23 protein-coding genes and 1 tRNA gene are annotated in these 25,502 nt (G+C 59.0%); 16 read left to right on the top strand and 8 right to left on the bottom strand.

Annotated elements, in window-relative coordinates:
• Nucleotides 1–40 precede the first annotated feature (40 nt).
• Nucleotides 41–1,018: a Bug family tripartite tricarboxylate transporter substrate binding protein gene (locus H8F23_RS06010; protein WP_194933733.1), complete on the bottom strand. Its 978-nt coding sequence runs from the start codon at nucleotides 1,016–1,018 to the stop codon at nucleotides 41–43.
• 53 nt (nucleotides 1,019–1,071) lie between these two features.
• A complete protein-coding gene (locus H8F23_RS06005; RefSeq protein WP_093438390.1) occupies nucleotides 1,072–2,364 on the bottom strand; it encodes an OprD family porin in 1,293 nt (430 codons plus the stop codon).
• 236 nt (nucleotides 2,365–2,600) lie between these two features.
• On the opposite strand from H8F23_RS06005, the gene H8F23_RS06000 reads away from it, so the two are divergent.
• Both H8F23_RS06000 and H8F23_RS05995 read left to right on the top strand, forming a co-directional pair.
• Nucleotides 2,601–3,272, top strand: a complete 672-nt coding sequence (locus tag H8F23_RS06000) for a response regulator (RefSeq protein WP_007911422.1) — start codon at nucleotides 2,601–2,603, stop codon at nucleotides 3,270–3,272.
• On the top strand, nucleotides 3,265–4,650 hold the full coding sequence (locus H8F23_RS05995) for a sensor histidine kinase (protein WP_095119116.1): 1,386 nt from the start codon (nucleotides 3,265–3,267) through the stop codon (nucleotides 4,648–4,650). The genes H8F23_RS06000 and H8F23_RS05995 overlap by 8 nt, the downstream gene beginning before the upstream one ends.
• Before the next feature lie 106 nt (nucleotides 4,651–4,756).
• Here H8F23_RS05995 and H8F23_RS05990 read toward each other — a convergent pair whose 3' ends face one another.
• Both H8F23_RS05990 and ygfZ read right to left on the bottom strand, forming a co-directional pair.
• Nucleotides 4,757–5,578: an HDOD domain-containing protein gene (locus tag H8F23_RS05990; protein WP_194933732.1), complete on the bottom strand. Its 822-nt coding sequence runs from the start codon at nucleotides 5,576–5,578 to the stop codon at nucleotides 4,757–4,759.
• Nucleotides 5,579–5,613: 35 nt separating this feature from the next.
• Nucleotides 5,614–6,555 carry a CAF17-like 4Fe-4S cluster assembly/insertion protein YgfZ gene (gene ygfZ / locus H8F23_RS05985; protein WP_194933731.1) on the bottom strand — a complete coding sequence of 314 codons (942 nt, stop codon included), beginning with the start codon at nucleotides 6,553–6,555 and terminating at the stop codon, nucleotides 5,614–5,616.
• A 150-nt stretch (nucleotides 6,556–6,705) separates the two neighbouring features.
• Here ygfZ and H8F23_RS05980 point away from each other — a divergent pair, with 150 nt between their 5' ends.
• Together H8F23_RS05980 and H8F23_RS05975 are read left to right on the top strand one after the other, a co-directional pair.
• Nucleotides 6,706–6,960, top strand: coding sequence for an FAD assembly factor SdhE (locus H8F23_RS05980; protein ID WP_007911418.1), 255 nt, complete (start codon nucleotides 6,706–6,708; stop codon nucleotides 6,958–6,960).
• The gene (locus tag H8F23_RS05975; protein ID WP_194933730.1) at nucleotides 6,944–7,396 is read left to right on the top strand and encodes a protein YgfX; all 453 of its coding nucleotides are present in this window, start codon (nucleotides 6,944–6,946) and stop codon (nucleotides 7,394–7,396) included. The genes H8F23_RS05980 and H8F23_RS05975 overlap by 17 nt, the downstream gene beginning before the upstream one ends.
• On the opposite strand, the gene nadB is transcribed toward H8F23_RS05975, so the two are convergent.
• Entirely contained in the window at nucleotides 7,365–8,981 is a 1,617-nt protein-coding gene (gene nadB / locus H8F23_RS05970; protein WP_194933729.1) for an L-aspartate oxidase, read from the bottom strand. The genes H8F23_RS05975 and nadB overlap by 32 nt on opposite strands.
• A gap of 557 nt (nucleotides 8,982–9,538) precedes the next feature.
• Between nadB and rpoE the strand changes: the two genes are divergently transcribed.
• The 4 genes from rpoE to H8F23_RS05950 all read left to right on the top strand — a co-directional run bounded on the left by rpoE (nucleotide 9,539) and on the right by H8F23_RS05950 (nucleotide 13,356).
• A complete protein-coding gene (gene rpoE, locus H8F23_RS05965) occupies nucleotides 9,539–10,120 on the top strand; it encodes an RNA polymerase sigma factor RpoE (RefSeq protein ID WP_003172477.1) in 582 nt (193 codons plus the stop codon).
• Between the two features lie 30 nt (nucleotides 10,121–10,150).
• Entirely contained in the window at nucleotides 10,151–10,738 is a 588-nt protein-coding gene (locus tag H8F23_RS05960) for a sigma-E factor negative regulatory protein (RefSeq protein WP_034153146.1), read from the top strand.
• A gap of 8 nt (nucleotides 10,739–10,746) precedes the next feature.
• A complete protein-coding gene (locus H8F23_RS05955; RefSeq protein ID WP_194933728.1) occupies nucleotides 10,747–11,712 on the top strand; it encodes a MucB/RseB C-terminal domain-containing protein in 966 nt (321 codons plus the stop codon).
• 210 nt (nucleotides 11,713–11,922) lie between these two features.
• A complete protein-coding gene (locus H8F23_RS05950) occupies nucleotides 11,923–13,356 on the top strand; it encodes a DegQ family serine endoprotease (RefSeq protein WP_194933727.1) in 1,434 nt (477 codons plus the stop codon).
• A gap of 79 nt (nucleotides 13,357–13,435) precedes the next feature.
• Here H8F23_RS05950 and H8F23_RS05945 read toward each other — a convergent pair whose 3' ends face one another.
• Nucleotides 13,436–14,869 carry a M48 family metalloprotease gene (locus tag H8F23_RS05945; protein ID WP_034153149.1) on the bottom strand — a complete coding sequence of 478 codons (1,434 nt, stop codon included), beginning with the start codon at nucleotides 14,867–14,869 and terminating at the stop codon, nucleotides 13,436–13,438.
• A 98-nt stretch (nucleotides 14,870–14,967) separates the two neighbouring features.
• On the opposite strand from H8F23_RS05945, the gene H8F23_RS05940 reads away from it, so the two are divergent.
• Both H8F23_RS05940 and H8F23_RS05935 read left to right on the top strand, forming a co-directional pair.
• Entirely contained in the window at nucleotides 14,968–15,207 is a 240-nt protein-coding gene (locus H8F23_RS05940) for a sulfurtransferase TusA family protein (RefSeq protein ID WP_007911399.1), read from the top strand.
• Nucleotides 15,208–15,238: 31 nt separating this feature from the next.
• Nucleotides 15,239–16,309: an AI-2E family transporter gene (locus tag H8F23_RS05935; protein WP_186622683.1), complete on the top strand. Its 1,071-nt coding sequence runs from the start codon at nucleotides 15,239–15,241 to the stop codon at nucleotides 16,307–16,309.
• 138 nt (nucleotides 16,310–16,447) lie between these two features.
• Here H8F23_RS05935 and H8F23_RS05930 read toward each other — a convergent pair whose 3' ends face one another.
• The gene (locus H8F23_RS05930; RefSeq protein ID WP_194933726.1) at nucleotides 16,448–16,921 is read right to left on the bottom strand and encodes a peroxiredoxin; all 474 of its coding nucleotides are present in this window, start codon (nucleotides 16,919–16,921) and stop codon (nucleotides 16,448–16,450) included.
• Between the two features lie 10 nt (nucleotides 16,922–16,931).
• Entirely contained in the window at nucleotides 16,932–17,492 is a 561-nt protein-coding gene (locus H8F23_RS05925) for a glycine cleavage system protein R (RefSeq protein WP_034153153.1), read from the bottom strand.
• Nucleotides 17,493–17,822: 330 nt separating this feature from the next.
• On the opposite strand from H8F23_RS05925, the gene dapA reads away from it, so the two are divergent.
• The 6 genes from dapA to H8F23_RS05895 all read left to right on the top strand — a co-directional run bounded on the left by dapA (nucleotide 17,823) and on the right by H8F23_RS05895 (nucleotide 25,400).
• Complete coding sequence (gene dapA, locus H8F23_RS05920) at nucleotides 17,823–18,701, top strand: 4-hydroxy-tetrahydrodipicolinate synthase (RefSeq protein WP_093438308.1); 879 nt, start codon at nucleotides 17,823–17,825, stop codon at nucleotides 18,699–18,701.
• 17 nt (nucleotides 18,702–18,718) lie between these two features.
• A complete protein-coding gene (bamC, locus tag H8F23_RS05915; protein WP_093438304.1) occupies nucleotides 18,719–19,834 on the top strand; it encodes an outer membrane protein assembly factor BamC in 1,116 nt (371 codons plus the stop codon).
• Nucleotides 19,835–19,840: 6 nt separating this feature from the next.
• The gene (locus H8F23_RS05910; RefSeq protein ID WP_194933725.1) at nucleotides 19,841–20,602 is read left to right on the top strand and encodes an MBL fold metallo-hydrolase; all 762 of its coding nucleotides are present in this window, start codon (nucleotides 19,841–19,843) and stop codon (nucleotides 20,600–20,602) included.
• A 28-nt stretch (nucleotides 20,603–20,630) separates the two neighbouring features.
• Nucleotides 20,631–21,344: a phosphoribosylaminoimidazolesuccinocarboxamide synthase gene (gene purC, locus H8F23_RS05905; protein WP_093438296.1), complete on the top strand. Its 714-nt coding sequence runs from the start codon at nucleotides 20,631–20,633 to the stop codon at nucleotides 21,342–21,344.
• A gap of 83 nt (nucleotides 21,345–21,427) precedes the next feature.
• Nucleotides 21,428–21,517 (top strand) — tRNA-Ser (locus tag H8F23_RS05900).
• Nucleotides 21,518–21,899: 382 nt separating this feature from the next.
• Nucleotides 21,900–25,400 (top strand): glycosyltransferase, encoded by a 3,501-nt coding sequence (locus tag H8F23_RS05895; RefSeq protein WP_194933724.1) that lies wholly within the window; start codon nucleotides 21,900–21,902, stop codon nucleotides 25,398–25,400.
• Nucleotides 25,401–25,502: the final 102 nt, after the last annotated feature.

Raw genomic sequence — 25,502 nt, 5'->3', positions numbered from 1 at the left:
CGTCCCCGTCCCCGGGAACGCAGCGGCTAGACAGAGGCGATCACTGGATCAGGCCGAACTCTTTGGCCAGCACTTTGTAGTCCGCCACCTGCTTCTTCACGTAGGTGTCGAGTTCCGGGCCGGTCATGGCGAACGGGAACAATTCACGCTGATCGCGCAGTTTGGCGAACTCATCGGAGGCCAGCAGTTTGTCGAACGAGTCTTTCCACCAGGCGTAGTCTTCATCGCTGACTTTTGGCCCCAGGTAGAAACCGCGCACCACTGGCCAGACGATGTCGTAGCCTTGCTCGCGAGCAGTCGGGATGTCTTTCATTTCCGGCTCGTCGAGACGCTTGTCGGCGAACACCGCGAGCAGGCGCATGTCGCCGCTCTGGATGTGCGGCATGGAGTCGGAGATGTCGGTGCTGCCGACCTGAATGTGGCCGCCGAGCAGGGCTGTGGCGATTTCGCCGCCACCTTCGAGCGCCACGTAACGCAGGTCGCGCGGGTTGATCCCGGCAGCCTTGGCGATCAGTGCAGTTTGCATCCAGTCCTGGCTGCCGACAGTACCGCCGGAACCGATCACCACGGAGCTTGGATCTTTCTTCAGAGCCTGAACGAGATCGTCGAGGGTCTTGTAGGGCGAATCGCTTTTCACCGCGATGGCGCCGTAGCTGGTGCCGACCGCTGCCAGCCAACGCACGTTGGTCTCATCGAAACGACCGAACTTGCCCTGGGCCAGGTTCAGCAGCGAACCGCTCGACCACGCCACCAGCGTACCGGCATCGGCCGGACGTTGCGCAACCACGGCGTTGTAGGCCACTGCGCCGACACCGCCGGGCATGTAGGTCACACGCATCGGTTTGCTCAGCAGTTTCTGGTTGACCAGTGCGCTCTGCACCAGTTTGCAGGTCAGGTCGAAACCACCGCCGGGGGAGGCCGGGGCGATACATTCCGGACGTTTCGGTTCGGCCATCAGTTGGCCGGCAAACAGGATGCAACTGGCGGCCATTGCAACTTTACGCAGTGACAGGTTCATTCGATTCTCCACGGGCATTGTTGTTATTCGACGTGTTTTTCACTTACGGGCATTTACCAAAGGGCAACGCTGTAGCTCACCAGCAAACGCACTTCATCTGCATCGCGAGCCGAGTAGTTGGAGCGGTAAGTGGCATTACGCAAACGCACGGCGACATCCTTCAAGGCGCCGCTTTGTACTACATATTTGATCTCGGTGTTGCGTTCCCACTCTTTGCCTTCTTCACCGTTCTTGAGCTTGATGTTGTCACCGCTCAGGTAACGACTCATGAAGCTCAGGCCAGGAATGCCGAGCTTGGCGAAGTCAAAGTCGTAGCGTGCCTGCCAGGAGCGTTCTTCAGCACCGGCGAAGTCGTTGATCTGCACGAAGTTGACCAGGTACGGGTCGCTGCCATCGACATAAGGGAAGGCACTGTCGCCAGACATGTGCTGGTAACCGGCGCTGAACTTGTGGCCGCTCAGCGCATAGCTGACCAGACCGTTGAGCGAGCGGTTGTCGATCTCGCCGCCGCGGGCTGCGCCCTGATCATCACTGACGGCGAAACGCAGGTCGGTGGCAAACGTGCCGGGTCCCATAGGTCGCGAGGCAACGAGGCCGAAGAAGTGCTGGTTGTAGACTTCGTCGAGTTGGGCGAAGTGGTAACTGCCGGTGATCTTGTCGGTGAACTTGTAGTCCACGCCGCCAAAATCGAAGTGCTTGCCAGCGGCGGTGCCGGCAAAACGGCTGTTCTTGTTGTTGAGGGCGATGTCCTCGAAATCGGTGCTGTCACGATCCTTGGCCTTCTCCAGTCGACCACCAGTGAAGGTCAGGTTCTTGATCTCTTTGGAGGTCAGCAAACCGCCTTCAAAGGTCTGCGGCAGGATGCGCCCGTCGTTCGGTTTGAGGATCGGCAGTTCAGGAATCAGGCTGCCGATTTTCAGCTCGGTGGCGGAAATTTTCACTTTGCCGGTCAGGCCGACTTTGGAGTATTCATCCGCCGCGCGTCCGTCATCGTGGGTCGGCAGCAGGCCGGTACCGGTGCGGTCCGGGCTTGAATCGAGTTTGACGCCGAGCATGCCTAAAGCATCGACACCGAACCCTACGGTGCCGTCGGTGTAACCCGACTGCAGATTGAGCATGAACCCTTGAGCCCATTCGTCACGCTTGGATTGCTGGGCGCTGGTGCCATCGCGAAAGTCGCGATTGAAATACATGTTGCGGGTTTCGAACGTGGCGCTGCTGTCGTCAATGAAGTCGGCAAAACTCAACGGCGAAAAGCCGGCAAGGGCGGCAGCACTGGCGAGGGCGGTGTGGCTGAAACGGGAAGGGCGAACAGGCGTGGAGGCCTGAGGCTGCATGGACGGCATGCGGGTGTACTCCGTTTATTGTTCTTATTGGTCGAAAACGCTTCGAGGCGTTTTTCTTTGCGCTGTGTGGCATCAGCGACGGCAGTCGGAACTGTCCGTGGGCCGACTCTAACCAGCTAACCTTTCGCTAACCTTTCAGCAGACTTTCAAGGTTTTCGGGCTTCACAGCGGCGGTTGCGGCTGTAAACTCCGCGGCAAAGCGTGGCGTCGGCCATCCCTGAACGAGGTAAAAATCCATGCGTGTTCTGCTCGTCGAAGACCATCTGCAACTGGCCGAAAGTGTCGCTCAGGCGCTCAAGAGCACCGGTCTGACCGTGGATGTCTTGCACGATGGCGTGGCCGCCGATCTGGCTCTGGGCAGTGAGGAATACGCCGTGGCGATCCTTGATGTCGGCCTGCCGCGCATGGACGGTTTCGAGGTGCTGGCGCGTTTGCGCGCACGTGGAAAAAACCTGCCGGTGCTGATGCTGACGGCGCGCAGCGATGTGAAGGATCGTGTCCACGGCCTCAATCTAGGTGCCGATGATTACCTCGCCAAACCGTTCGAACTGACTGAACTGGAAGCACGGGTCAAAGCCTTGCTGCGCCGCAGTGTGCTCGGTGGTGAACGGCAGCAGCGCTGCGGGGTGCTGGCCTACGACCTCGACACCCGGCGCTTCACTCTCGGCGAAGAGTTGCTGACCCTGACGTCCCGCGAACAAGCGGTGCTGGAAGCGCTGATCGCCCGGCCGGGACGGGTGATGAGCAAGGAGCAACTGGCGTCCCAGGTGTTCGGCCTCGACGAAGAGGCCAGCCCCGATGCCATCGAAATCTACGTGCACCGTTTGCGCAAGAAACTCGACGGCCAACCGGTGGCGATCGTGACGTTCCGTGGTCTGGGTTATTTGCTGGAAAGCCGCGATGCATAAGCCCAGCAGCCTGCGCTGGCGCTTGTTGTGGAACCTCGCGTTGTTGCTGGTGGTGTTGATGCTCGCCAGCGGATTGAGCGCGTACTGGAACGGTCGCGAAGCCGCTGACACGGCATACGACCGCACGTTGCTGGCCTCGGCGCGGACCATCGCGGCGGGCCTGTCGCAGCGTGACGGCACACTGAGCGCCGATGTGCCCTACGTCGCACTCGATACCTTCGCTTACGACAGCGCCGGGCGGATTTACTATCAGGTCAACGATATCCATCAGAAGCTGATTTCCGGCTACGAAAACCTCCCCGGCCCGCCACCGGGGACGCCGCGAACGGACAGTTACCCCGCGTTGGCGCGCTTCTACAACGCCACGTACAAAGGTCAGAACGTGCGCGTGGTCAGTCTGCTCAAGGCGGTGACGGAGCCGAACATGAATGGCATGGCGGAAATCCGCGTGGCCGAAACCGACGAGGCACGGGTGAGCATGGCGCGTAGCCTGGCGGCAGATACCTTACTGCGCCTGGGCATGTTGGCGATTGGCGCGTTGTTGCTGGTGTGGTTTGCGGTCAGTGCCGCATTACGACCGCTGGAGCGGTTGCGCACGGCGGTGGAAGAACGTCAGCCCGACGACTTGCGCCCGCTGCCATTGGTTGAAGTGCAGCATGAGCTGTGGCCGCTGGTGCGCGGGCTCAATCACTTCACCGAGCGCTTGCGCGGGCAGTTTGAACGGCAAGCGCAGTTCATTGCCGATGCCGCCCATGAGTTGCGTACACCATTGGCGGCGCTGAAGGCGCGGCTTGAACTGGGCCTGCGTTCGAACGAACCCGAGACGTGGCGTACGACATTGGAATCCTCGGCGCAAAGCACTGATCGCCTGACCCATCTGGCCAACCAGTTGTTGTCGCTGGCGCGCGTCGAAAACGGTGCCCGGGCGATTGCCGAGGGCGGTGCGCAGTTGCTCGATCTGAGCCAGTTGGCCCGGGAATTGGGCATGGCCATGGCGCCGTTGGCGCACAAGCGCGGGGTGGCGCTGGCGCTGGAGGCGGACGAACCGGTGTGGCTGCGCGGTGAGCCGACGTTGCTGAACGAGTTGCTGAGCAATCTGGTGGACAACGCGTTGGCGCACACGCCACCGGGCGGCAATGTGATTTTGCGCGTGACAGCGCCGGCTGTGCTTGAGGTCGAAGATGACGGCCCGGGCATTCCGCTGGAGGAGCGCGATCGGGTGTTCGAGCGGTTCTACCGGCGTAATCAGCAGGTGGCGGGTTCTGGGCTGGGACTGGCGATTGTCGGTGAGATCTGCCGGGCGCATCTGGCGCAGATCACCTTGCATGACGGTGAGCAGGCGGGGTTGAAGGTGCGGGTCAGTTTTATCGCCGGCTGATTGTGGTGGTTTTGCTGGCCCCTTCGCGAACAAGCTCGCTCCCACAGGAAAATGCATTCCAGAGTGGGAGCGAGCCTGCTCGCGAAGGTCGCGCCTCGGTCTCGGATCAGTAAAACATCGTCCGCGATTCTTCCAGATCGTCACACAGCGCTTTGTTTTCCTGATCGATCCCAAGCTTGCGGAACGCCGGAACTGTCATTGGATCAATCCGCGCAAACGGGTGGTCAGTGCCCTTGTGGCAATACAAGCTCGCCACCTGCACCAGATCGACGTAATCAATGGCCGTCGAGTCGCGCTTGAAGTCCTGATAGCGCCCCGGCAACTCCACCAATCGTTCCGGGAACTCCCAGACGCGCAGCAACTTGTCGCCCAGCAACGGGTGAATATGGTCGATCACATGGTTGAGGCTGACCGGATCCGACAGCAGCTCATAGTGATCTTCGGCGTAAGTCAGAATCGGCAGTACCCCGATCTGATGCACCAGCCCGCCAAGGGCTGCCTGATCGGGCTTGAGTTGCGTGTAGCGGCGGCACAACGCGTAACTGACCCCGGCAATTTCCAGGCTCTTGCGCCAGACTTCGCGCATCTTCTGTTCGACCACTTCGGAGCGGGCGTGGAAGATCTGCTCCATCACCAGGCCGATGGCCAGGTTGCTGCTGTAGTTGATGCCCAGCCGGGTGATGGCGGTGTGCAGGTCGGTGACTTCCTGCGCGGCGCGCAGTAGCGGGCTGTTGACCACTTTGATCAGGCGCGCCGACAGCGCCGTGTCGCGGCCGATGACTTTGCTCAGGTCGCTGACGCTGATTTCCGGGTCTTCAGCGGCCTTGCGAATCTGCAGGGCCACTTCCGGCAACGTGGGCAGAACCAGGTCATCGTTATCGATGGCCGCAACCAAATCCTGTTGGACTTTTTCCGCCAGTTCGCTCATTTAAACTCTCTAGGGTGTTGCAACAAATGCTGCGATCAGCGCTGGATTTCGCGGTCGCGATCCAGTTCGTAAGGCAGGTCGAGCAGATGCAGCGCGGGACCTTCGAGGGTGCCCAGATGCAAATCACCGGCTTCGGCAGCTTCGGCCTGCAGCACCGCCAGGAGTTCAATGTTTTGCCCGGCCTTGGCGGCCAGCACCACTTCACCAATGGAGCTGTTGTGGCTTGGCGCGAATAATTGTGTGCCAGGCTCCGGCAAATCAGCAGCGTCCAGGCTCAAGCGATACAGACGACGCTTGAGTTTGCCCAGGTACTGCATGCGCGCAACGATTTCCTGGCCGGTGTAGCAGCCTTTCTTGAAGCTCACGCCGCCGACGGCCTGCAGGTTGAGCATCTGCGGGATGAACAGCTCGCGGGTGCTTGGCATGACCTGGCCGATACCGGCGCGGATCTGGCCCAGCAGCCATTGATTCAGCTCGGCTTCAGGCAGGGCTTCGGACAATTTGGCTTTGATGGCATCCGCCTGATCGGCCGGTGCCCAGAGTTCGGCGCGATCCGGCGAGACGCGGATCGCGATCAGACCCTCATTACGCACAAGGCTGTCGGTTTCTGCCGGCAGGTCCAGACCGAGGCTGGTCAGGGCGTTATCGCCATGTTCCAGGCCAAAACGTACCCAAGCGGCACTTTCGTCGGTCAGTTTCGATTTGGAGAACACCGCGTACTTTTTCAGGTCCGCCAGTTGCGGCTCCAGCAGCTCGCTGGCCATCGCCAGGACCACGCCGTCACCTTCGAGCAGAATGCGAAAGCTCGACTGCATCCGGCCTTTCTGTGTGCAGCGAGCACCGAGGCTGGCGCGGCTGTCGCTCAGGTAATTGAGATTGCAGGTCAACTGGCCTTGCAGGAATTTTCCGGCATCCGCGCCGCGAACCGCGAGAACGCCTTCATGAGACAGGGTGCAGAAAAAAGCAGAATCGGCCATGGGTCTTCGCAGGGTAAATAGACTGGGGCACATCATAAGGGCGCGTTGGTGAAATGGGTAGTTGATAAAGGATCGGTGGTGCCCGACCAAAGCCGACTGTGCGACCCGCCTCGGCGCTGTATACTTGCCGCCAAATTTGAGGAGGGCTCCATGGTCGAACAAGTTGAACTGAATCGCCTCTTTTGGCACAGCCGTCGCGGCATGCTTGAGCTTGACGTGTTGCTGGTGCCGTTCGTGCAGGAGGTTTACGCGACGTTGAACCAGGTGGATCGCGATCTGTATGTCCGTCTGTTGACGTGTGAGGATCAGGACATGTTCGGTTGGTTCATGGAGCGCAGCGAGTCTGAAGATCCGGAGCTGCAGCGCATGGTTCGCATGATCCTGGACCGTGTCCAGCCCAAGTAACACGTTCGAATGCCGCTGGCATGCCTCACGGCAGTTGCTGGCGGCGTATCTGTTGGCCCAGGCGTTCGCACTGGGTGCGTTGTTCCTGCTTTCTATTCCACTCTGGGCAAGTTTGCTCGCGGCTTTTGGCTGTCTGCTTCACGGATTTTGGGTGTTGCCTCGGCAGATTCTGCTGAATCACCCTAGGGCGTTTCGCGGATTGCGCCGGGACGCCGATGGCTGGCAGTTATGGAATCAGGCGGATGGCTGGCAAGCCGTGCAGTTGAGGCCGGACAGCCTGGCGCTGCCGTTGATCGTGGTGTTGCGTTTTCGTCTGCGCGGGGAATGGCGGGTCAGATCAATCTGTGTACCACGGGACTCGCAGGCGGCGGATCTGCACCGACGCCTGCGAGTAAGACTCAAGTTCAGCCGGCGTAGGTGGGCGGCACCAGAATAGTGTCGAGCGCCTCGGGCAACAGGTCGGGATAGTCGAGGGTGTAATGCAGGCCGCGACTTTCCTTGCGCTCCATGGCTGAGCAAATCATCAGTTCGGCGACTTGTGCCAGGTTGCGCAGTTCGATCAGATCGCGACTGACCTTATAGTTGCTGTAGAACTCGTCGATTTCGTCCAGCAGCAGGCGCACACGGTGCTGCGCTCGTTGCAGGCGCTTGTTGGTGCGCACGATGCCGACGTAGTCCCACATGAACCGCCGCAGTTCATCCCAGTTGTGCGCGATGATCACGTCCTCGTCGGAGTCGGTGACCTGGCTGGCGTCCCAGGCGGGCAGGGCACTTGGCGCGACGACATCGTCCAGTTGCGCGAGGATGTCGGCTGCAGCCGAACGGGCATAGACGAAACATTCCAGCAGCGAATTACTGGCCATGCGGTTGGCGCCGTGCAGACCGGTGAAGCTGGTTTCGCCGATGGCGTAAAGACCTGGCACATCGGTGCGGCCGCTCTGATCAACCATCACGCCGCCACAGGTGTAATGCGCCGCCGGGACGACCGGAATCGGCTGCTTGGTGATGTCGATGCCGAAGCCCAGGCAGCGCTCATAAACAGTCGGGAAGTGGCTTTTGATGAACGCTTCGGGTTTGTGGCTGATGTCGAGATACACGCAGTCAACGCCCAAGCGCTTCATTTCATGGTCGATGGCCCGAGCGACGATGTCGCGCGGTGCCAGCTCGGCGCGCTTGTCGAAGCGGGACATGAAGCGTTCGCCGTTGGGCAGCTTCAAATGGGCGCCTTCGCCGCGCAGGGCTTCGGTGATCAGAAAACTCTTGGCCTGCGGGTGATACAGGCAAGTCGGGTGGAACTGATTGAATTCCAGGTTCGCCACCCGGCAACCTGAACGCCAGGCCATGGCGATGCCATCACCGCAGGCGCCATCGGGGTTACTGGTATAGAGATAGACCTTGGCGGCACCGCCCGAGGCCAGAATCACGAAGCGTGCGCCGTAGGTGTCGACTTCGCCAGTCTTGCGGTTGAGTACGTAGGCGCCGAGGCAACGTTCGCCTTCCATGCCCAGGCGTCGTTCGGTGATCAGGTCGACGGCGACTCGCTGCTCCAGCAGTTCGATATTCGAACGCTCTTTGGCCTGGGCCAGCAGGGTTTTGAAAATGGCCGCACCGGTAGCATCAGCGGCGTGGATGATGCGCCGATGGCTGTGGCCGCCTTCGCGGGTCAGGTGGAATTCGAATCCGCCGTCTTCCGTGCCGGACTGATCGTCGCGGGTGAAGGGTACGCCTTGGTCGATCAACCACTGGATGGCCTCGCGGCTATGCTCGACGGTGAAACGTACTGCGTCTTCGTGGCACAGACCGCCGCCGGCGTTCAGGGTGTCATCGACGTGGGATTCGACAGTGTCGGTGTCATCCAGCACGGCAGCAACCCCGCCCTGGGCCCAATAGGTGGATCCGTTGGCGAGATCACCTTTGCTCAATACAGCAATGCGCAAATGACCCGGCAGGGTCAGCGCGAGACTCAAACCGGCAGCACCGCTGCCAATGACCAGAACATCATGTTGGAATTGTTGGCTCATTACAGGATTCCGCTCAAAGCGACCCGGGTCGGGGGTGGTGCAGGACTGCCGGATCGGCGAGTCAAGACAGCCACACAGCCCACTAGTATATAGAGGGGGGGAGCGGCACAATAGCCGGGCCGATATGGCATTGTGAAACTACTGTGACCGAAAAAACCGTGTGCTTCGTCGGAAGTTTTTCTCACCCGTTTGGGGAAAAGACGACTGTATCGGTGCTGAAACAGCCTTTTTCTGCACAGGGTCGCCCAATGTCAGGTGGTGAAGGCTATAAATAATTGGAACTTTTGCCAAAGGCCCAAGATCAATAGTCGGTGCCAGAGATAAGGGACAGTGTCGGCTTCAGTGCGGAATCTGCGGTTGGATTCCTGCCGGCGAACCGATGACAAGATTATTCGCGCAGCCGGTTTATCCCGAGCTGCGCTTTTCGTGCGTGCCAAATCAGAGCCCGCAGGAAACTTGCCTGGAGGGGGAGAACTTTTGCGAAAAGCCCGAGTCTATGTTTGCAAGTCTGGTCGTTTAGTTATGCAAGTCTCCTTCGGGCTTATCGAGGAGTGTTCATGCTAACCCAGGAAGAGGATCAGCAGCTGGTCGAGCGCGTTCAACGCGGCGACAAGCGAGCTTTCGATCTGTTGGTGCTGAAGTATCAGCACAAGATTCTCGGGTTGATCGTGCGTTTTGTGCACGACACCCATGAAGCCCAGGACGTGGCTCAGGAAGCCTTTATCAAGGCATATCGAGCGCTTGGAAACTTTCGCGGCGACAGTGCGTTTTATACGTGGCTGTACCGTATTGCCATTAACACGGCAAAGAATTACCTGGTTTCACGCGGCCGCCGGCCGCCGGATAGCGATGTAAGTTCCGAAGATGCAGAGTTCTACGATGGCGATCATGGCCTCAAGGATCTCGAGTCACCAGAACGTGCACTGCTGCGGGATGAGATCGAAGGCACTGTCCATCGAACCATTCAGCAACTGCCAGAGGATTTGCGTACGGCGTTAACTTTACGTGAATTCGATGGTCTGAGTTACGAGGACATTGCGAGCGTCATGCAATGTCCGGTGGGTACCGTGCGCTCCCGGATTTTCCGCGCCCGGGAGGCCATCGATAAAGCCCTGCAGCCGTTGTTGCAGGAAAACTGAGACAGCGGCGACAGCCAAGAGAGGAACGCCATGAGTCGTGAAGCCCTGCAGGAATCGCTGTCCGCAGTGATGGATAACGAAGCGGACGAACTGGAATTGCGTCGAGTGCTCAATGCACTGGATGATGTTGATACCCGTGAGACCTGGGCTCGTTACCAGATCGCTCGGGCAGCCATGCACAAGGATCTGCTGCTTCCACGTCTGGATATCGCTGCGGCAGTGTCTGCTGCACTGGAAGACGAAACGGCTCCGGCCAAAGTATCTCGCAGCCCATGGCGCAATCTTGGCCGTCTGGCTGTTGCAGCCTCGGTAACTGTTGCCGTTCTGGCCGGTGTTCGCCTGTACAACCAGGACGAAATCGCCGGTGTTGAGCTGGCTCAGCAATCCAATCAGCCAACCCTGGCCACCCCACAGGTCAAAGGTCCGGCTGTTCTGGCAGGCTACAGTGAGAGTTCGGAAGCGACTGGCCCTATGGCTAATGGCGTTCTGCAAGGTCAGCCAGGCTGGCACGATCAGCGTCTGCCAGGGTACTTGCGCCAGCACGCCCAACAGGCTGCATTGAAAGGCACTGAAAGCGCGTTGCCATACGCACGTGCAGCAAGTCTGGAAAACCGTTAAGGAGGATCATGCGCGCCATACCTCTACTTTCGCTTCTGCTCAGTGGCTGGTTCATAGTTCCAGCCCACGCTGATGAGGCCCAGGACTGGCTAACCCGTCTGGGCCAGGCCGAGCAGCAGCAAAGCTTTCACGGCACTTTCGTATACGAGCGTAACGGTAGCTTTTCTACCCATAACATCTGGCATCGCGTCCAGAATGGCCAGGTTCGCGAGCGTTTACTCCAGCTCGACGGTTCGGCGCAGGAAGTCGTGCGCATTGATGGACATACTCAATGCGTCAGCGGCACCCTGATTGCCGGTCTGGGGGATTCCCCCAACTCAGCCGCTCGTCCTCTCGATCCGCAAAAGCTGAAAAACTGGTATGACCTTGCCGTCATCGGCAAATCGCGCGTGGCTGGGCGAGACGCAGTGATTGTATCGCTGACGCCTCGCGATCAGCATCGTTACGGTTTTGAATTGCATCTGGACAAGAAAACGGGTTTGCCGCTGAAGTCGTTGCTGCTGAACGACAAGGGGCAGTTGCTCGAACGCTTCCAGTTCACCAGTCTTGATACTGACGAAGTCCCGTCGGACAAAGATTTGCAGGCTGATGCCGACTGTAAAGCGATAACGCTCGACAGCGACAAGGCTTCGGCCGTCAAGGCCGCTCAGGTCTGGCATTCCGACTGGCTGCCGCCGGGTTTTGAACTGACCAGCAGTACCTCGCACAAGGACCCGGAAACCAAGACTCAGGTCAACAGTTTGCTGTACGACGACGGCTTGGCACGTTTTTCGGTCTTCCTTGAGCCTTTGAACGGCGCAACCGTCACTGACACCCGCACGCAACTGGGTCCAACCGTTGCCGTTTCCCGTCGCCTGACAACGCCTGAAGGCGAGATGATGGTCACTGTGGTTGGCGAGATTCCAATTGGCACTGCCGAACGAATTGCTCTGTCGATGCGAAATACCGATGGCACTGCAACCAGTAAGCAGTGAGCTGATTTCAGTCATTACCACGTCTTCATCGAGACGTAGATGAAATGTTTGCTGAGCATTTTCATTTGCAAATACCCCGAAAATTTTTTATAGGTCAGAGCCTCACGGCTCTGGCCTTGTTTGTTGTTCCCGGAACAAAAATGCCGGTCGGTGGTTTCCGGCGTTCCTTGCTCCATATCGCTTAACCCTGCTCGTCGTAACGGGAGCTGTATGTCGATACCAAGTTTGAAATCCTATCTCTCCATTTTCGCCACTGTGCTGTTGCTCGGTCAGGCGGTGCCTGCGGCGCAAGCGGCCGATCTGCCTGACTTCACCCAATTGGTCGAACAGGCTTCGCCAGCCGTGGTGAACATCAGTACCACGCAGAAACTGCCGGATCGCAAAGTGAACCAGCAGATGCCTGACCTGGAAGGGCTACCGCCGATGCTGCGCGAGTTCTTCGAGCGTGGCATGCCGCCTCAACAGCGTTCGCCGGGCGGTGGTGGTCGTCAGCGTGAAGCGCAGTCGCTGGGCTCGGGCTTCATCATCTCTCCGGATGGCTACATCCTGACCAACAACCATGTGATCGCTGATGCTGACGAGATCCTCGTGCGCCTGGCTGATCGCAGCGAAATGAAAGCCAAGCTGATCGGCACCGACCCGCGTTCCGACGTGGCGTTGCTGAAAATCGAAGGCAAGGATCTGCCGGTGTTGAAGCTTGGCAAATCCCAGGACCTGAAAGCCGGCCAGTGGGTCGTCGCGATCGGCTCGCCGTTCGGCTTCGACCACACCGTGACCCAGGGCATCGTCAGCGCCGTCGGCCGTAGTCTGCCGAACGAAAACTACGTGCCGTTCATTCAGACTGACGTGCCGATCAACCCGGGCAACTCCGGTGGTCCGCTGTTCAACCTGAACGGTGAGGTGGTCGGCATCAACTCGCAGATCTACACCCGTTCGGGCGGTTTCATGGGCGTGTCGTTCGCGATCCCGATCGACGTGGCAATGGATGTGTCCAATCAACTGAAGAGCGGTGGCAAGGTCAGCCGTGGCTGGCTGGGCGTGGTCATTCAGGAAGTGAACAAGGATCTGGCCGAGTCGTTCGGTCTGGAGAAGCCTGCCGGCGCGCTGGTTGCGCAGATTCAGGATGACGGCCCGGCAGCCAAGGGCGGCCTGCAAGTCGGTGACGTGATCCTGAGCATGAACGGTCAGCCGATCGTCATGTCTGCTGATCTGCCACATCTGGTCGGCGCACTGAAAGCTGGTGCCAAAGCCAATCTGGAAGTGATTCGTGAAGGCAAGCGCAAGAATGTCGAACTGACCGTTGGCGCGATCCCTGACGAAGACAAAGAGCTGGATGCACTGCCGAAGTCCGGCACTGAAAGCACCAGCAACCGCCTCGGTGTATCGGTGGGCGAACTGACCGCCGAGCAGAAGAAAACCTACGACCTCAAAGGTGGTGTGGTGATCAAGGAAGTGCAGGACGGTCCTGCCGCGTTGATCGGCCTGCAACCAGGTGACGTGATCACTCACCTGAACAACCAGGCCATCGGCTCCACCAAGGAGTTCGGCGAGATCGCCAAGGCACTGCCGAAGAACCGTTCGGTGTCGATGCGCGTTCTGCGTCAAGGTCGTGCCAGCTTCATCACCTTCAAACTGGCTGAATAATCCAGCGCTAAGGTAAAAAAACCGCCTCGAAAGAGGCGGTTTTTTTATGCCTGAAGCTTTTGTCTGGATGGCAGGAGGCTTAGCCCATCATGTCCTTGACCATCCGCTCCTGTTCCATCAGCTCACGCTGGCGGGCATCGATGCGTGAGGACAGCGGGAAGTTGCTGCCCGCCTTGCGTTTGGCAAAATCGAGTTGCTGGATCGCCTGGCGATAATCGCCAACCAGCGCGAAATACTCGGCCCGCGCCTGGTGCAGGCCAATGATGTTCCCCGACAAGCCACGGGTTTCGGCGACCTGATACCAGACATCCGGATCATCCGGGCGGGATTTGAGTAACGCTTCCAGCGCCTTCTCGGCATCCGGCGCGCGATTCTGTTTCAGCAGCAGATCCACACGAACCTGATTCAGCGGATAGTTGCCCGGATATTGCGTAAGCATGCGATCCACACGGGACTGTGCATCCGGCAAGCGATTATTGGTGATGTCCAGATCGACCTGGGCAAGGTTATAGATGATTTCGTTCGGCGACGTCGCCAGCAATTGCTTGAGATTCTCGCGCGCCTCATTCAACTGGCCACCCTTGATTTGGGCAATCGCCAGACCGTAGCGCGCCACATCGTTCTTCGGGTTTTCATCCAGCTGCGCACGGAAACGCTTGGCGCCCAGACCCGGGGTTTCTTCGTAGATCAACTGCACGCGCGCGCGGATCAATTGATAGCGCTTGGAGTCTTCAATGCCGCCCGGTTTGGCTTGTTCGGCGCGGTTGCGGGTGTCGGCAATACGCGATTCGGTCACCGGGTGAGTCAGCAGGAATTCCGGCGGCTTGGCGTCGAAACGGTATTGACGCATCAGGCGTTCGAACATGGTCGGCATCGAGCGCGGGTCGTAACCGGCCTTTTCCAGATTGAGGATGCCGATGCGGTCGGCTTCCTGTTCGTTCTGCCGGGAGAACGTGCGCTGCGACTGAATCGCCGCTGCCTGCGTACCGGCGATGGTCGCAATACCAGCGTCACCGCCACCGGCTGCGGCAATGACGATCCCGGCCAGCAGCGCGGCCATCATCGGCACCTGCATTCGTTGCGATGCCTCGACGCCGCGCGCAAAGTGGCGTTGCGACAAGTGCGCCAGTTCGTGCGCCAGTACCGAAGCGTATTCACCCTCGGTCTGCGCATTGAGGAACAAACCGCCGTTGACCCCGACCACGCCGCCCGGCGCCGCGAAGGCGTTGAGCTGCGGGCTGTTGATCAGAATGAATTCAAGGCGTCGGTCAGTGACTTGACTGGTCTCCACCAGCTTATAGACGCTGGACTCGACGTAGTCCTTGAGCTGCGGATCGTTGAGCTGTGAAACCTGGCTGCGCAACATCGCCAGCCAAGCGCGGCCAAGTTGGTATTCCTGTTGCGGCGAGACAATGGCAGAACTGGCGTCGCCGAGTGACGGCAGATCGTCGGCAAAGCCTGGTGAGGCGAGCAGGCAAGCGAGCGTCAGCAGGGTAGGGCGCAGAAAAGTCATGCACAAAGCCTTAGAAGACAAAGACCTTACTGTAGCCGGACACCGAAGCTGCGACCAGATATTCTAGGCAGCTTGAAGACCTGAACCGGAGTGACGCAATGACTGACGCTGTAGCCCATGACGTGGAACTGGACGCCAGTGGCCTGAATTGTCCGTTGCCGTTGCTCAAGGCGAAAATGGAGCTGAACAAGCTTCAGAGTGGCGCCGTCCTCAAGGTGATCGCCACTGATGCGGGCTCGCAACGCGACTTTCGCACCTTTGCCAAATTGGCCGGTCATACGCTGCTGCGCGAAGAAGACGAAGCAGGTGTTTACCGTTACTGGTTGAAAAAGGCCTGAAATCGACAGCGTTACAATCTAAGGATTATTGATGTTCAAAGTGTTACGCGACTGGATTCAGCGCTATTTCTCCGATGAGGAAGCGGTGGTGCTGGCGGTGCTGCTGTTTCTCGCTTTCACGGCCGTGCTCACCCTCGGCGGCATGCTTGCGCCGGTGTTGGCGGGGATGGTGCTGGCGTATCTCATGCAGGGCCTGGTGGTCACGCTCGAGCGTCTGCGCGTGCCGGGTGGTGTGGCGGTAGGGTTGGTGTTTGCGCTGTTCATGGGCGTGCTGATGCTGTTTATCCTCGTGGTGTTGCCGCTGCTCTGGCATCAGTTGATCACGCTGTTCAATGAATTGCCGGGCATGCTCGCCAAATGGCAGTCGCTGCTGTTGCTGTTGCCGGAACGCTATCCGCACCTGGTGTCCGATGAGCAAGTGTTGCAGGCGATCGAGGCGGCGCGTGGCGAGATCGGCAAGTTCGGCCAGTGGGCGCTGACCTTCTCGCTGTCGAGTCTGCCGCTGCTGGTGAACATCATGATCTACCTGGTGCTGGTGCCGATTCTGGTGTTCTTCTTCCTCAAGGACCGGGTCATGATCGGCGAGTGGGTGCGTGGCTACTTGCCGCGTGAGCGCGCGCTGATCACTCGGGTTGCGCAGGAGATGAACCGGCAGATCGCCAACTACATTCGCGGCAAGGTCATAGAAATCGTGATCTGCGGCGGCGTGACCTACATCGCATTTGTTGCCCTTGGACTCAACTATGCGGCGCTGCTGGCGTTGCTGGTCGGTGTGTCGGTGGTGGTGCCGTATGTCGGTGCCGTGGTGGTGACCGTGCCGGTGCTGCTGATTGCGCTGTTCCAGTGGGGCTGGAGCGATCAGTTCATTTATCTGATGGCGGTCTACGGGATCATTCAGACACTGGATGGCAATGTGCTGGTGCCGCTGTTGTTCTCGGAGGCGGTCAATTTGCATCCGGTGGCAATCATCTGTGCGGTGCTGTTGTTTGGCGGGTTGTGGGGATTTTGGGGTGTGTTCTTTGCGATCCCGCTGGCGACCCTGTTCAAGGCAGTGCTGGATGCGTGGCCGCGCAAGGAGCCGGTGGTGGCGCCACTGCTCTAGTGGTTGATCCGGATTATTCGGTGAAGTCAGGGCCCATTCGCGAGCAAGCTCGCTCCCACACTGGACTTGTGAACGCCACAGATCCAATGTGGGAGCGAGCCTGCTCGCGAAGGCGTCAGTAAAGACGCCGGAAAAACATCAGGCCTTGTTCAGATCCTGCGCAGCTGCCAAAACAGCATCCACATGCCCCGGCACTTTCACACCACGCCATTCCTGACGCAGCACACCGTTCTTATCAATCAGGAACGTGCTGCGATCTACGCCCAGGTATTCCTTGCCGTACAGCTTTTTCAGCTTGATCACGTCGAACAATTGGCAGACAGCCTCGTCCTTGTCGCTGATCAGCTCGAAAGGAAATTCCTGCTTGCACTTGAAGTTCTCGTGGGACTTCAGGCTGTCGCGGGAGATACCGAAAATCTCGGTATTGGCGGCCTTGAATGCGGCGTATTGATCACGAAAGCCCTGGCCTTCAGTGGTGCAACCCGGTGTGCTGTCCTTCGGGTAGAAATAGATCACCACTTGCTTGCCCTTGAGGGCTGACAGGCTGACAGTCTGCCCGCTGGTGGCAGGTGCTGCGAAATCGGCAACCGGTTGGTCGATGACAACGGCCATGAAAGTTTCCTTACATTGGGTTCTGTGGGCGCCAAGGCTCGATCAGTGCGTCCAGGTTCATCGCGTCGGAGAAGTCGAGGAACTGGTCGCGCAGCCAGCTGATCTGGGTGCCGGCGGGCAGGGTCACGGTAAATGTGGCGTTGAGCATGGTGCCGCCGGTCTGCGGCGCCTGGTACGTGTCGCAGGTCAGGTTTTCCAGTTCGACGTTGTGATCCATGAAGAACTGGCACAGCTCATTGATGATGTCCGGGCGATACGCCGAGCTGACATACGCCACGTACGGCAGGGCCTGCGGACGATTTTCCAGCGGCGCGCTGCGCACCACGTTGGCGGTAAAGGCGTGTTTCTTGGCCAAGCCCGGCAGACTGCCTTCCAGGCGGGCGAGGGCATCCCAGCTACCGGAGACTTCGAGGACCAAAGCGCTGCACTCGCCGTGGCGAGTCAGGCGCGAAGTAACCACGGCGCAGCGATTTTCATGGCTGGCGCGGCACAGGACGTTAGTCAGCTCCATGGGGTTGGCGCCGAGGGCACTGATGACAAGGAATTGTTCGCGAACTGTGGGGGTGGACATGCAGCATTCCTAAAGCGATGAGCGGTCGGTAGGTTTAAGGGCGTTGGCCACCGGGGAGTGCCTGTTCTGGCTGTCCGTACAAAGAGGCCCGGCAAGCGCTCGCGGCTCGCTCCACTATAGCGGGAGCGCGTCGATGCGACGCAGGAACGGGGTCTGGGAGGCCGTAAAGGGAGGCTGGAACCCGGCGTACAAGCTGATCAGTACCGATCAAAGTCTGAAGGGTAGCGAAAAGCGGCGCCAAGGGGAATGGCGGCAGCGCAGTACTTCGCTTGTGCAAGCATCTTGGCGCCAGTACCATTACCGCTCTCTTTTTCCGGCAGGAGCGGTTTCATGATTGCGGGCAGTATGGTGGCACTGGTCACTCCCATGGATGCACAAGGGCGTCTTGACTGGGACAGCCTCAGCAAACTCGTGGACTTCCATCTCAAGAACGGCACCCATGCCATTGTCGCGGTCGGTACTACCGGCGAGTCGGCAACCCTTGATGTAGAGGAACACATCGCCGTCATCAAAGCCGTAGTCAAACAGGTTGCCGGGCGCATTCCGGTCATCGCCGGCACTGGCGCCAACTCGACCCGCGAAGCTGTCGAGCTGACCCGCAACGCCAAGGAAGCCGGTGCCGACGCCTGCCTGCTGGTGGTTCCGTACTACAACAAGCCGACTCAGGAAGGTCTGTACCAGCACTTCAAGCACATCGCTGAAGCGGTCGACATTCCGCAGATTCTCTACAACGTTCCTGGCCGCACCTCTTGCGACATGCAAGCCGAGACCGTGATCCGCCTGTCCACCGTGCCGAACATCATCGGTATCAAGGAAGCCACCGGCGACCTGAAGCGTGCCAAAGCAATCATCGATGGTGTGAGCAAGGATTTCATCGTGCTGTCCGGCGATGATCCGACCGCCGTTGAGCTGATCCTGCTGGGCGGCAAAGGCAACATCTCGGTGACGGCGAACGTCGCGCCGCGCGAAATGGCCGATCTGTGCGAGGCTGCGCTCAAAGGCGACGCCGACACCGCACGGGCGATCAACGAAAAACTGATGCCACTGCACAAAGACCTGTTCATCGAAGCCAACCCGATTCCGGTGAAGTGGGCTTTGGTGGAAATGGGCCTGATGCACGAAGGCATCCGCTTGCCACTGACCTGGCTGAGCACACCTTGTCACGAAACGCTCCGCTCGGCCCTGCGCCAGTGCAGCGTCCTGGTTTAATTGAGGAAGTACAACGCATGAAGCGAATGGCCGGACTTTCCGCACTTGCCTTGATTATCTCCAGCACCAGCGGCTGCGGATGGGTCTGGGGGCCGGAAGGTTATTTCCGCGACCGTGGTAGCGATTACCTGCAAGCGCAACAGACTGCACCAATGCAACTGCCACCGGAAGTCAGCACTTCCAAGCGTCTGGATCCGCTGTTGCCGATCCCGCGTAACGTTGCTGATGACACCGAGAAGGGCGAATACATTGTGCCGCGTCCTCAGCCGCTGTCGGCCGTTGCCGATGCCAGCGATTACTCGCTGCAGAAGAGCGGTGACTCCCGCTGGGTCGTGGCCCAGCACCCACCGGCCGAAGTCTGGCCAGTGGCGGTGCAATTCTTCCAGGACAACGGTTTCCGTCTTGATGAGCAGCGCCCGCAGACTGGTGAGTTCACTACCACCTGGCAGCATTCCGACGAACTGTCCGCGGCCATGGCCAAGCGCCTGAGCGCAGCCGGCATCGCCAGCGACAGCGAAACCCGCGTGCGTGTGCGGATCGAGCCGGGCGTGCAGCGCAACACCAGTGAAATCTACGTGGTCAGCGCCGAGCGTCCTGCCGGCAGCACGGCCGACGTGGCCTTCACCAACCGTTCGGTCAACACTGGCCTGGACGCAGCGCTGGTCGACGACATGCTCGCGAGCATGAGCCGGATCTCCGAGAAGGGCGGTTCGGTGTCGATGCTGGCCTCGCGTGATTTTGATACGCCAAGCCGTGTCAGCCTCAGCGAAGACGGCAGTGGCAACCCGGTGTTGAACGTCGGTAACGATCTGGATCGTGCCTGGTCGAGCGTTGGCCGTGCACTGGAACAAGGCGAATGGCGCGTTGAAGACATCAACCGTAGCCTGGGCCTGTACTACATCAACCTGGCCGAAAAAGCCGAGAAGAAAGACGACAAGCCTGGTTTCTTCAGCAGCCTGTTCGGCAGTGCGCCGAGCAAGGAAGAAGTTGAAGCCCGTGCCGAGCGTTATCAGGTTCGCCTGAGCAAGGTTGGCGAGAACATTCAGGTGACCGTCGAGAAAAACATCAACACCGTCGCGCCGGCTGAAGTGGCACGCAAAGTGTTGAGCGTGATTCAGGACAACCTGGGCTGATCAACCATGCGTTTTGCCGTTCTCGGCAGCGGTAGCCAAGGGAACGGCACGCTGATCGCCAGTGCTGATACGTATGTGCTGGTGGATTGTGGTTTTTCCCTGCGGGAAACCGAAAAACGCCTGTTGCGCCTGGGTGTGAACCCGGCGCAACTGAGCGCGATACTCGTAACCCACGAACATGCCGACCACGTGCATGGCGTGGGTTTACTGTCTCGGCGCTACAATCTACCGGTCTACCTCAGTCGCGGCACACTGCGCGGGATGCGCAAACCGATTGAACCCGCAGGCTTTTTGGCCGGCGGCGAGCAACTGCAGATCGGTGCGCTGAGCATCGGGGTCATTGCCGTGGCCCATGATGCGCAGGAACCGACCCAGTACGTCTTCAGTGATCAGCAGCAGCGGCGCTTCGGCCTGCTGACCGACCTGGGTTCCTACTGCGAGCGGGTGCTGGATGGTTATCGGGACCTCGATGCGTTGATGATCGAGTCCAACCATTGTCGCGACATGCTGGCCCGTGGTCATTACCCGTACTTTCTCAAGCAGCGGGTGGGCGGCGAGCTGGGACATTTGAACAACCATCAGGCGGCATTCCTGGTGTCCGAGTTGGGCTGGCAGGGCTTGCAACACCTGGTCCTGGCCCATCTGAGCAGCAAGAACAACCTGCCGCAGCTGGCCCGGCAATGTTTTGTCGACACCCTTGGGTGCGACCCGGACTGGCTGCAACTGGCCGATCAAGATTCAGGGCTCGACTGGCGCCACATCGCCTAGCCCACCTACTTAGCAAGCGGAGCCCATCATGGAAAAACGTGAAGAACTCTACCGCGGCAAAGCCAAATCGGTTTACAAGACCGACGACGCTGACCGCTTGATCCTGCTGTTTCGCAACGACACCTCGGCGTTCGACGGCAAGCGCATCGAGCAGCTCGACCGCAAAGGCATGGTCAACAACAAGTTCAACGCCTTTATCATGCAGAAACTCGAAGCGGCCGGCGTACCGACCCAATTCGACAAACTGCTGGCCGACAACGAAGTGCTGGTCAAGAAGCTGGACATGATCCCGGTCGAGTGCGTCGTGCGTAACTACGCTGCCGGTAGTCTGGTCAAGCGTCTGGGCGTCGAAGAAGGCCTGAAGCTCAATCCTTACACCTTCGAACTGTTCCTGAAGGACGACGCCAAGGGCGACCCGTTCATCAACGAATCCCACGTCGTGGCATTCGGTTGGGGCACCGCCGAGCAACTGGCGCGCATGAAAGAACTGTCGCTCAAGGTCAACGAAGTCCTGACCAAGCTGTTCGACGACGCTGGCCTGCTGCTGGTCGACTTCAAGCTTGAATTCGGCGTGTTCAGCGACGGCTCCATCGTCCTCGGTGACGAGTTCAGCCCGGACGGCTGCCGTCTGTGGGACAAGGACACCAAGAAGAAGATGGACAAAGACCGCTTCCGTCAGGGTCTCGGTGACGTTATCGAAGCCTACGAAGAAGTCGCCAATCGTCTGGGTGTACCGCTTTAATCGACGCAAGCATCTGATAGCACGAAGAAAATTTCGAAAGAGGGTTTGCTTTCGGTAAAAGTGTTGTTATGATGCGCGCCGTTGGAGAGATGCCAGAGTGGCCGAATGGGACGGATTCGAAATCCGTTGTACCTTCACCGGTACCTAGGGTTCGAATCCCTATCTCTCCGCCATTACATAGAAAAAGCCCCGTAGATGAAAATCTACGGGGCTTTTTCGTTTCTGCGAGTCCAGTTTCGTGGCGATAGCGAAGGCGCTGAAGCGCGTCGTGCAGGGTGAGGTCGTCGGCAGAGAGGCAATTTAAGTAAACACAGCCTCTGCCGACATTAGAGACACAACGTTCACAGGACTCACCGACCCATTTAAAGCCGCGCTCGCAGAGTAGGGGCTGTCATTATTGGCCAGCGATCGGCCGCCAAATCACACCTGTCGTCGTTTATCCTCTGTCCAGTCATGAGGCCAGCGCTCTCACTAAAGTGGATACTTGCTCACCTCGGCCGTGAAAGGCGCATCCAGCGAGTTCCAGCCTCGCTCCCTATTTGAATTGGTTTGAATATGAAAATTCCACCATCAGCCCAAGGTGCTCACCGCGTTTCTGAACGTCAGTCCGTCAAGTCAGGCAGCAGCGCCGCACCCCACGTCGAAGACTGCGAAGTGCTGGTTGCGCAGCCGCCAGCGTTCGAGGATGGCGAGCCGCCAGTCGGCGTGGTTATCCATGCGTATTACCCCGAAGTGCTGAAAGATATTCTGCGCCGTTTGATTAAACTGACTGAACGCCTGCACCTCTACGTAACCTGCGTAGCCGGTCGTGAAGATGAGATCTGTGCTCAGCTGACGGCCAGCACATTGAGTTTTTCGCTATACCGGGTGCCGAATCACGGCAGGGATGTTTTGCCGTTTCTGCGGGTGCTGCCGTTCTTGCATGCCGACAATATCCGCACGCTGGTCAAGCTGCACACCAAGCGTTCGCTGCACTTGGGCGGGGCGATCGATTGGGGCGTTGAACTATTCGATGATCTGCTGGACCCGGTACGATTCAGTCGAGCGCTGGAACACTTGGCCGACCCGGTGCATGTGCCGATGCTGGGTCCTCAGCGATACCTGGTGCCAGTCACCCGATTCCTCAGCGAAAGCAACCGCGCGTTGCTTGTCACCTTGGCCGAGCGTGGCGGTATTGAGCCGCAGGGCATCAACGAAGCGGATTATTTTGCCGGCACCATGTTCTTTGCGCGCATTGAAGTGTTTGCGCCTCTGGAGCGGATTCAACTGACGGGCAGCGATTTCGAAGTTGAATGTGGCCAGCTCGACGGCACCCTGGCACACACGTTAGAGCGTTTTTTCGGCGTTCTGGCGAATGTTGGCCGGCAGCAGCGCAATATCGACCTTTATCAGCGCTGGCTGGCGAGTCGGCAACTGGCCGCCGTCGAGGTCGAAGGTTTACCCGCGCGACTGGCGAGTTGGCCGCGGCAACCGGACGTGTTGTTGGTGTTGACCGACACTACGGGTGATATCGGACTGTTGCGTTCCAGCCTGGAAAGCATTGACCGCCAGCTTTATCGGGCGGCGGCCATCGTGGTGCTCTCCAATGCCGAACCTGTAGGCGTGACGCCGGCCGATAATCTGGTCTGGCTGCCGTTGGCCGAATCGTGGCCGGGCCAGCTCAATGAACTGTTGCAGGAGATCGACGTTGACTGGTGGTACCTGTTGCGTGGCGGAGACGAACTGGATCCCCACGCGCTGCTTTTGCTCGCCGAAGGCATCGCGCTCAATCCCGGTGTCAGCGCCTGTTACAGCGATGAAGACTCACTGACCGCTGAAGGCTGCCAGAGTCCGGTATTCAAGCCGGATTTGAATCTGGATATGTTGCGCAGTTATCCCTATGTCGGCCGCGCACTGGCTTTCAGTCGCGACGCCGCGCTGTCTGCCGACGGCTTTGATCCCGCCTTCAGCGAACTGGCGCCCCATGATTTGCTTTTTCGGCTGATTGAAACTCACGGTCTGGGCACTGTCGGGCACCTCGCGGATGTGCTGGTGCATCAGGCGATCAATTTCCCTCAGTGGCTCGGTGAACCGCAAGTCATCGCGAACTCGGCAGCCATCGTCGGGGCGCACTTGCAGCGCCTGGGCGTGGCGCATGAGCTGCTGGCCGGACCTTTGCCAATGGCTAATCGTGTGGTCTACCAACATGCGGAACAGCCGCTGGTGTCGATCCTCATTCCCACCAAGGACTGCCTGCCGATGCTGCTGCGCTGCATCGAAAGCATCATGGAGAAAACCAGCTACACGAATTACGAACTGATCATCGTCGACAACAACAGCGAAACAGCCGAGGCCCGGGACTGGTTCAACGGTATGGAGCTGTTGAACAATCCCAAGGTGCGCATCCTGCGTTATCCGCACCCGTTCAACTATTCGGCGATCAATAATTTTGCTGCCAGCCATGCCCGCGGCGATTACCTGGTGCTGCTCAACAATGACACGGCGATCATTGATGGCGACTGGCTTGGTGCACTGCTCCATCACGCCCAGCGGCCGGAAGTGGGGATAGTGGGCGCTAAACTGTTATTCCTCGACGGGACTGTTCAGCATGCAGGTGTGGTACTCGGGTTGCGTGGCGTTGCAGACCACCCGTTTATCGGCGATTCAATGCAGTCCAACGGCTACCTTCACCGCTTGCATCTTGATCAGAACTACAGCGCGGTCACCGCCGCCTGCCTGATGATCAGCACTGAGCTGTACCAGCAAGTGGGGGGGATGGACGAGATCGGCCTGGCCGTTTCCTTTAACGATGTGGATCTGTGCCTTAAAGTCGGCCAGGCTGGACGGCTGATTGTCTGGACGCCTTATGCGTTGCTCGTTCACGAAGCCAGTGTGAGCCAGAACAACGTCGACACGACCAAGGAAGAAGCCAAGCGCAAACGATTCAAGGGCGAACAGTCGGTGATGTACCAGCGTTGGCTTGCGCAAATCGCCAACGATCCGGCCTACAACCGCAACCTGACCCTGGAGGGCAGTGGCTTCTCCTCCAAATACCGTACCGACACTGATTGGCACCCGTTTGCCAGTCGTGAGTTGCCTCATGTGCTGTGCCACCCCCTCGACTCTTTCGGCAGCGGACACTACCGCGTGCGTCAGCCTTTCGCTGCCCTGAAAGCTGCGCAGCTGATCGGCGGCACGGTGAGCGACGAGGGACTGCAACCGACAGAACTGGAGCGCATTGCGCCGGACACGATCATTTTCCAGGGACAGCACACAACGCCTCATCTTGAGTACATGCAGGACACCAAGGCATTCTCCAGGGCGTTCAAGATTTACGAGCTGGATGACTATATTCTTGACGTGCCCGCTGGCAACTTGAACCACGAATTGCTGCCCAAAGACATCACCAAACGCTTGAAGAAAGCCGTAGGGCTGTGCGATCGGTTGGTGGTGTCTACCGAGCCGCTGGCCAATGCGCTGAAGGGGTTCAACGCCGATATCCGGGTGATGGAAAACCGTCTGCCGAGCCATTGGTGGAGCGACCTGACCAGCCAGCGCCAACAAGGCCGCAAGCCTCGGGTTGGCTGGGCCGGCGGCTCGAGTCACAGCGCCGACCTGCAAGTCCTTGCCGAAGTGGTTCGTGCGCTGGAAGGAGAAGTTGAATGGGTGTTCATGGGGATGTGCCCACCAGCACTGCGTCCCTATGTCCATGAGTTCCATAGGGGGGTGAGTATCGAAAAATACTCGCAAAGACTGGCTGACCTGAACCTCGACCTGGCTTTGGCACCTCTGAAAGACAACTTTTTCAACGCCTGCAAAAGCAATTTGCGCTTGTTGGAATATGGCGCCTGTGGTTTCCCCGTGATCTGCTCGGACATCCCTTGTTATCGGGGGGATTTCCCGGTGACGAGGGTCAGGAACCGTTCGCAAGACTGGATTGCCGCTATTCGCGAACATCTGGCTGAACCCGATGCCAGCGCCAAGGCTGGAGACGCCCTGCGCAGCGTTGTACTCGATCACTGGATGCTCAAGGACGAACATCTGTTGGCGTGGCGAAATGCCTGGCTGGCGGACTGAACAAGAGGCCAGCGTTGCGCGCTGCTTCTTCAATGTCTTTCGATACCGGCCCGAAAAAAAGCCTCACAGCCTTAAAACTGTGGGGCTTTTTCATATCTGCAG

This window comes from Pseudomonas neuropathica (assembly GCF_015461835.1).
Taxonomy (GTDB): Bacteria; Pseudomonadota; Gammaproteobacteria; order Pseudomonadales; family Pseudomonadaceae; genus Aquipseudomonas; species Aquipseudomonas neuropathica.
The sequence above is the reverse complement of the archived record's forward strand: the minus strand, read 5'-3'. Positions and strand labels throughout refer to the sequence as shown.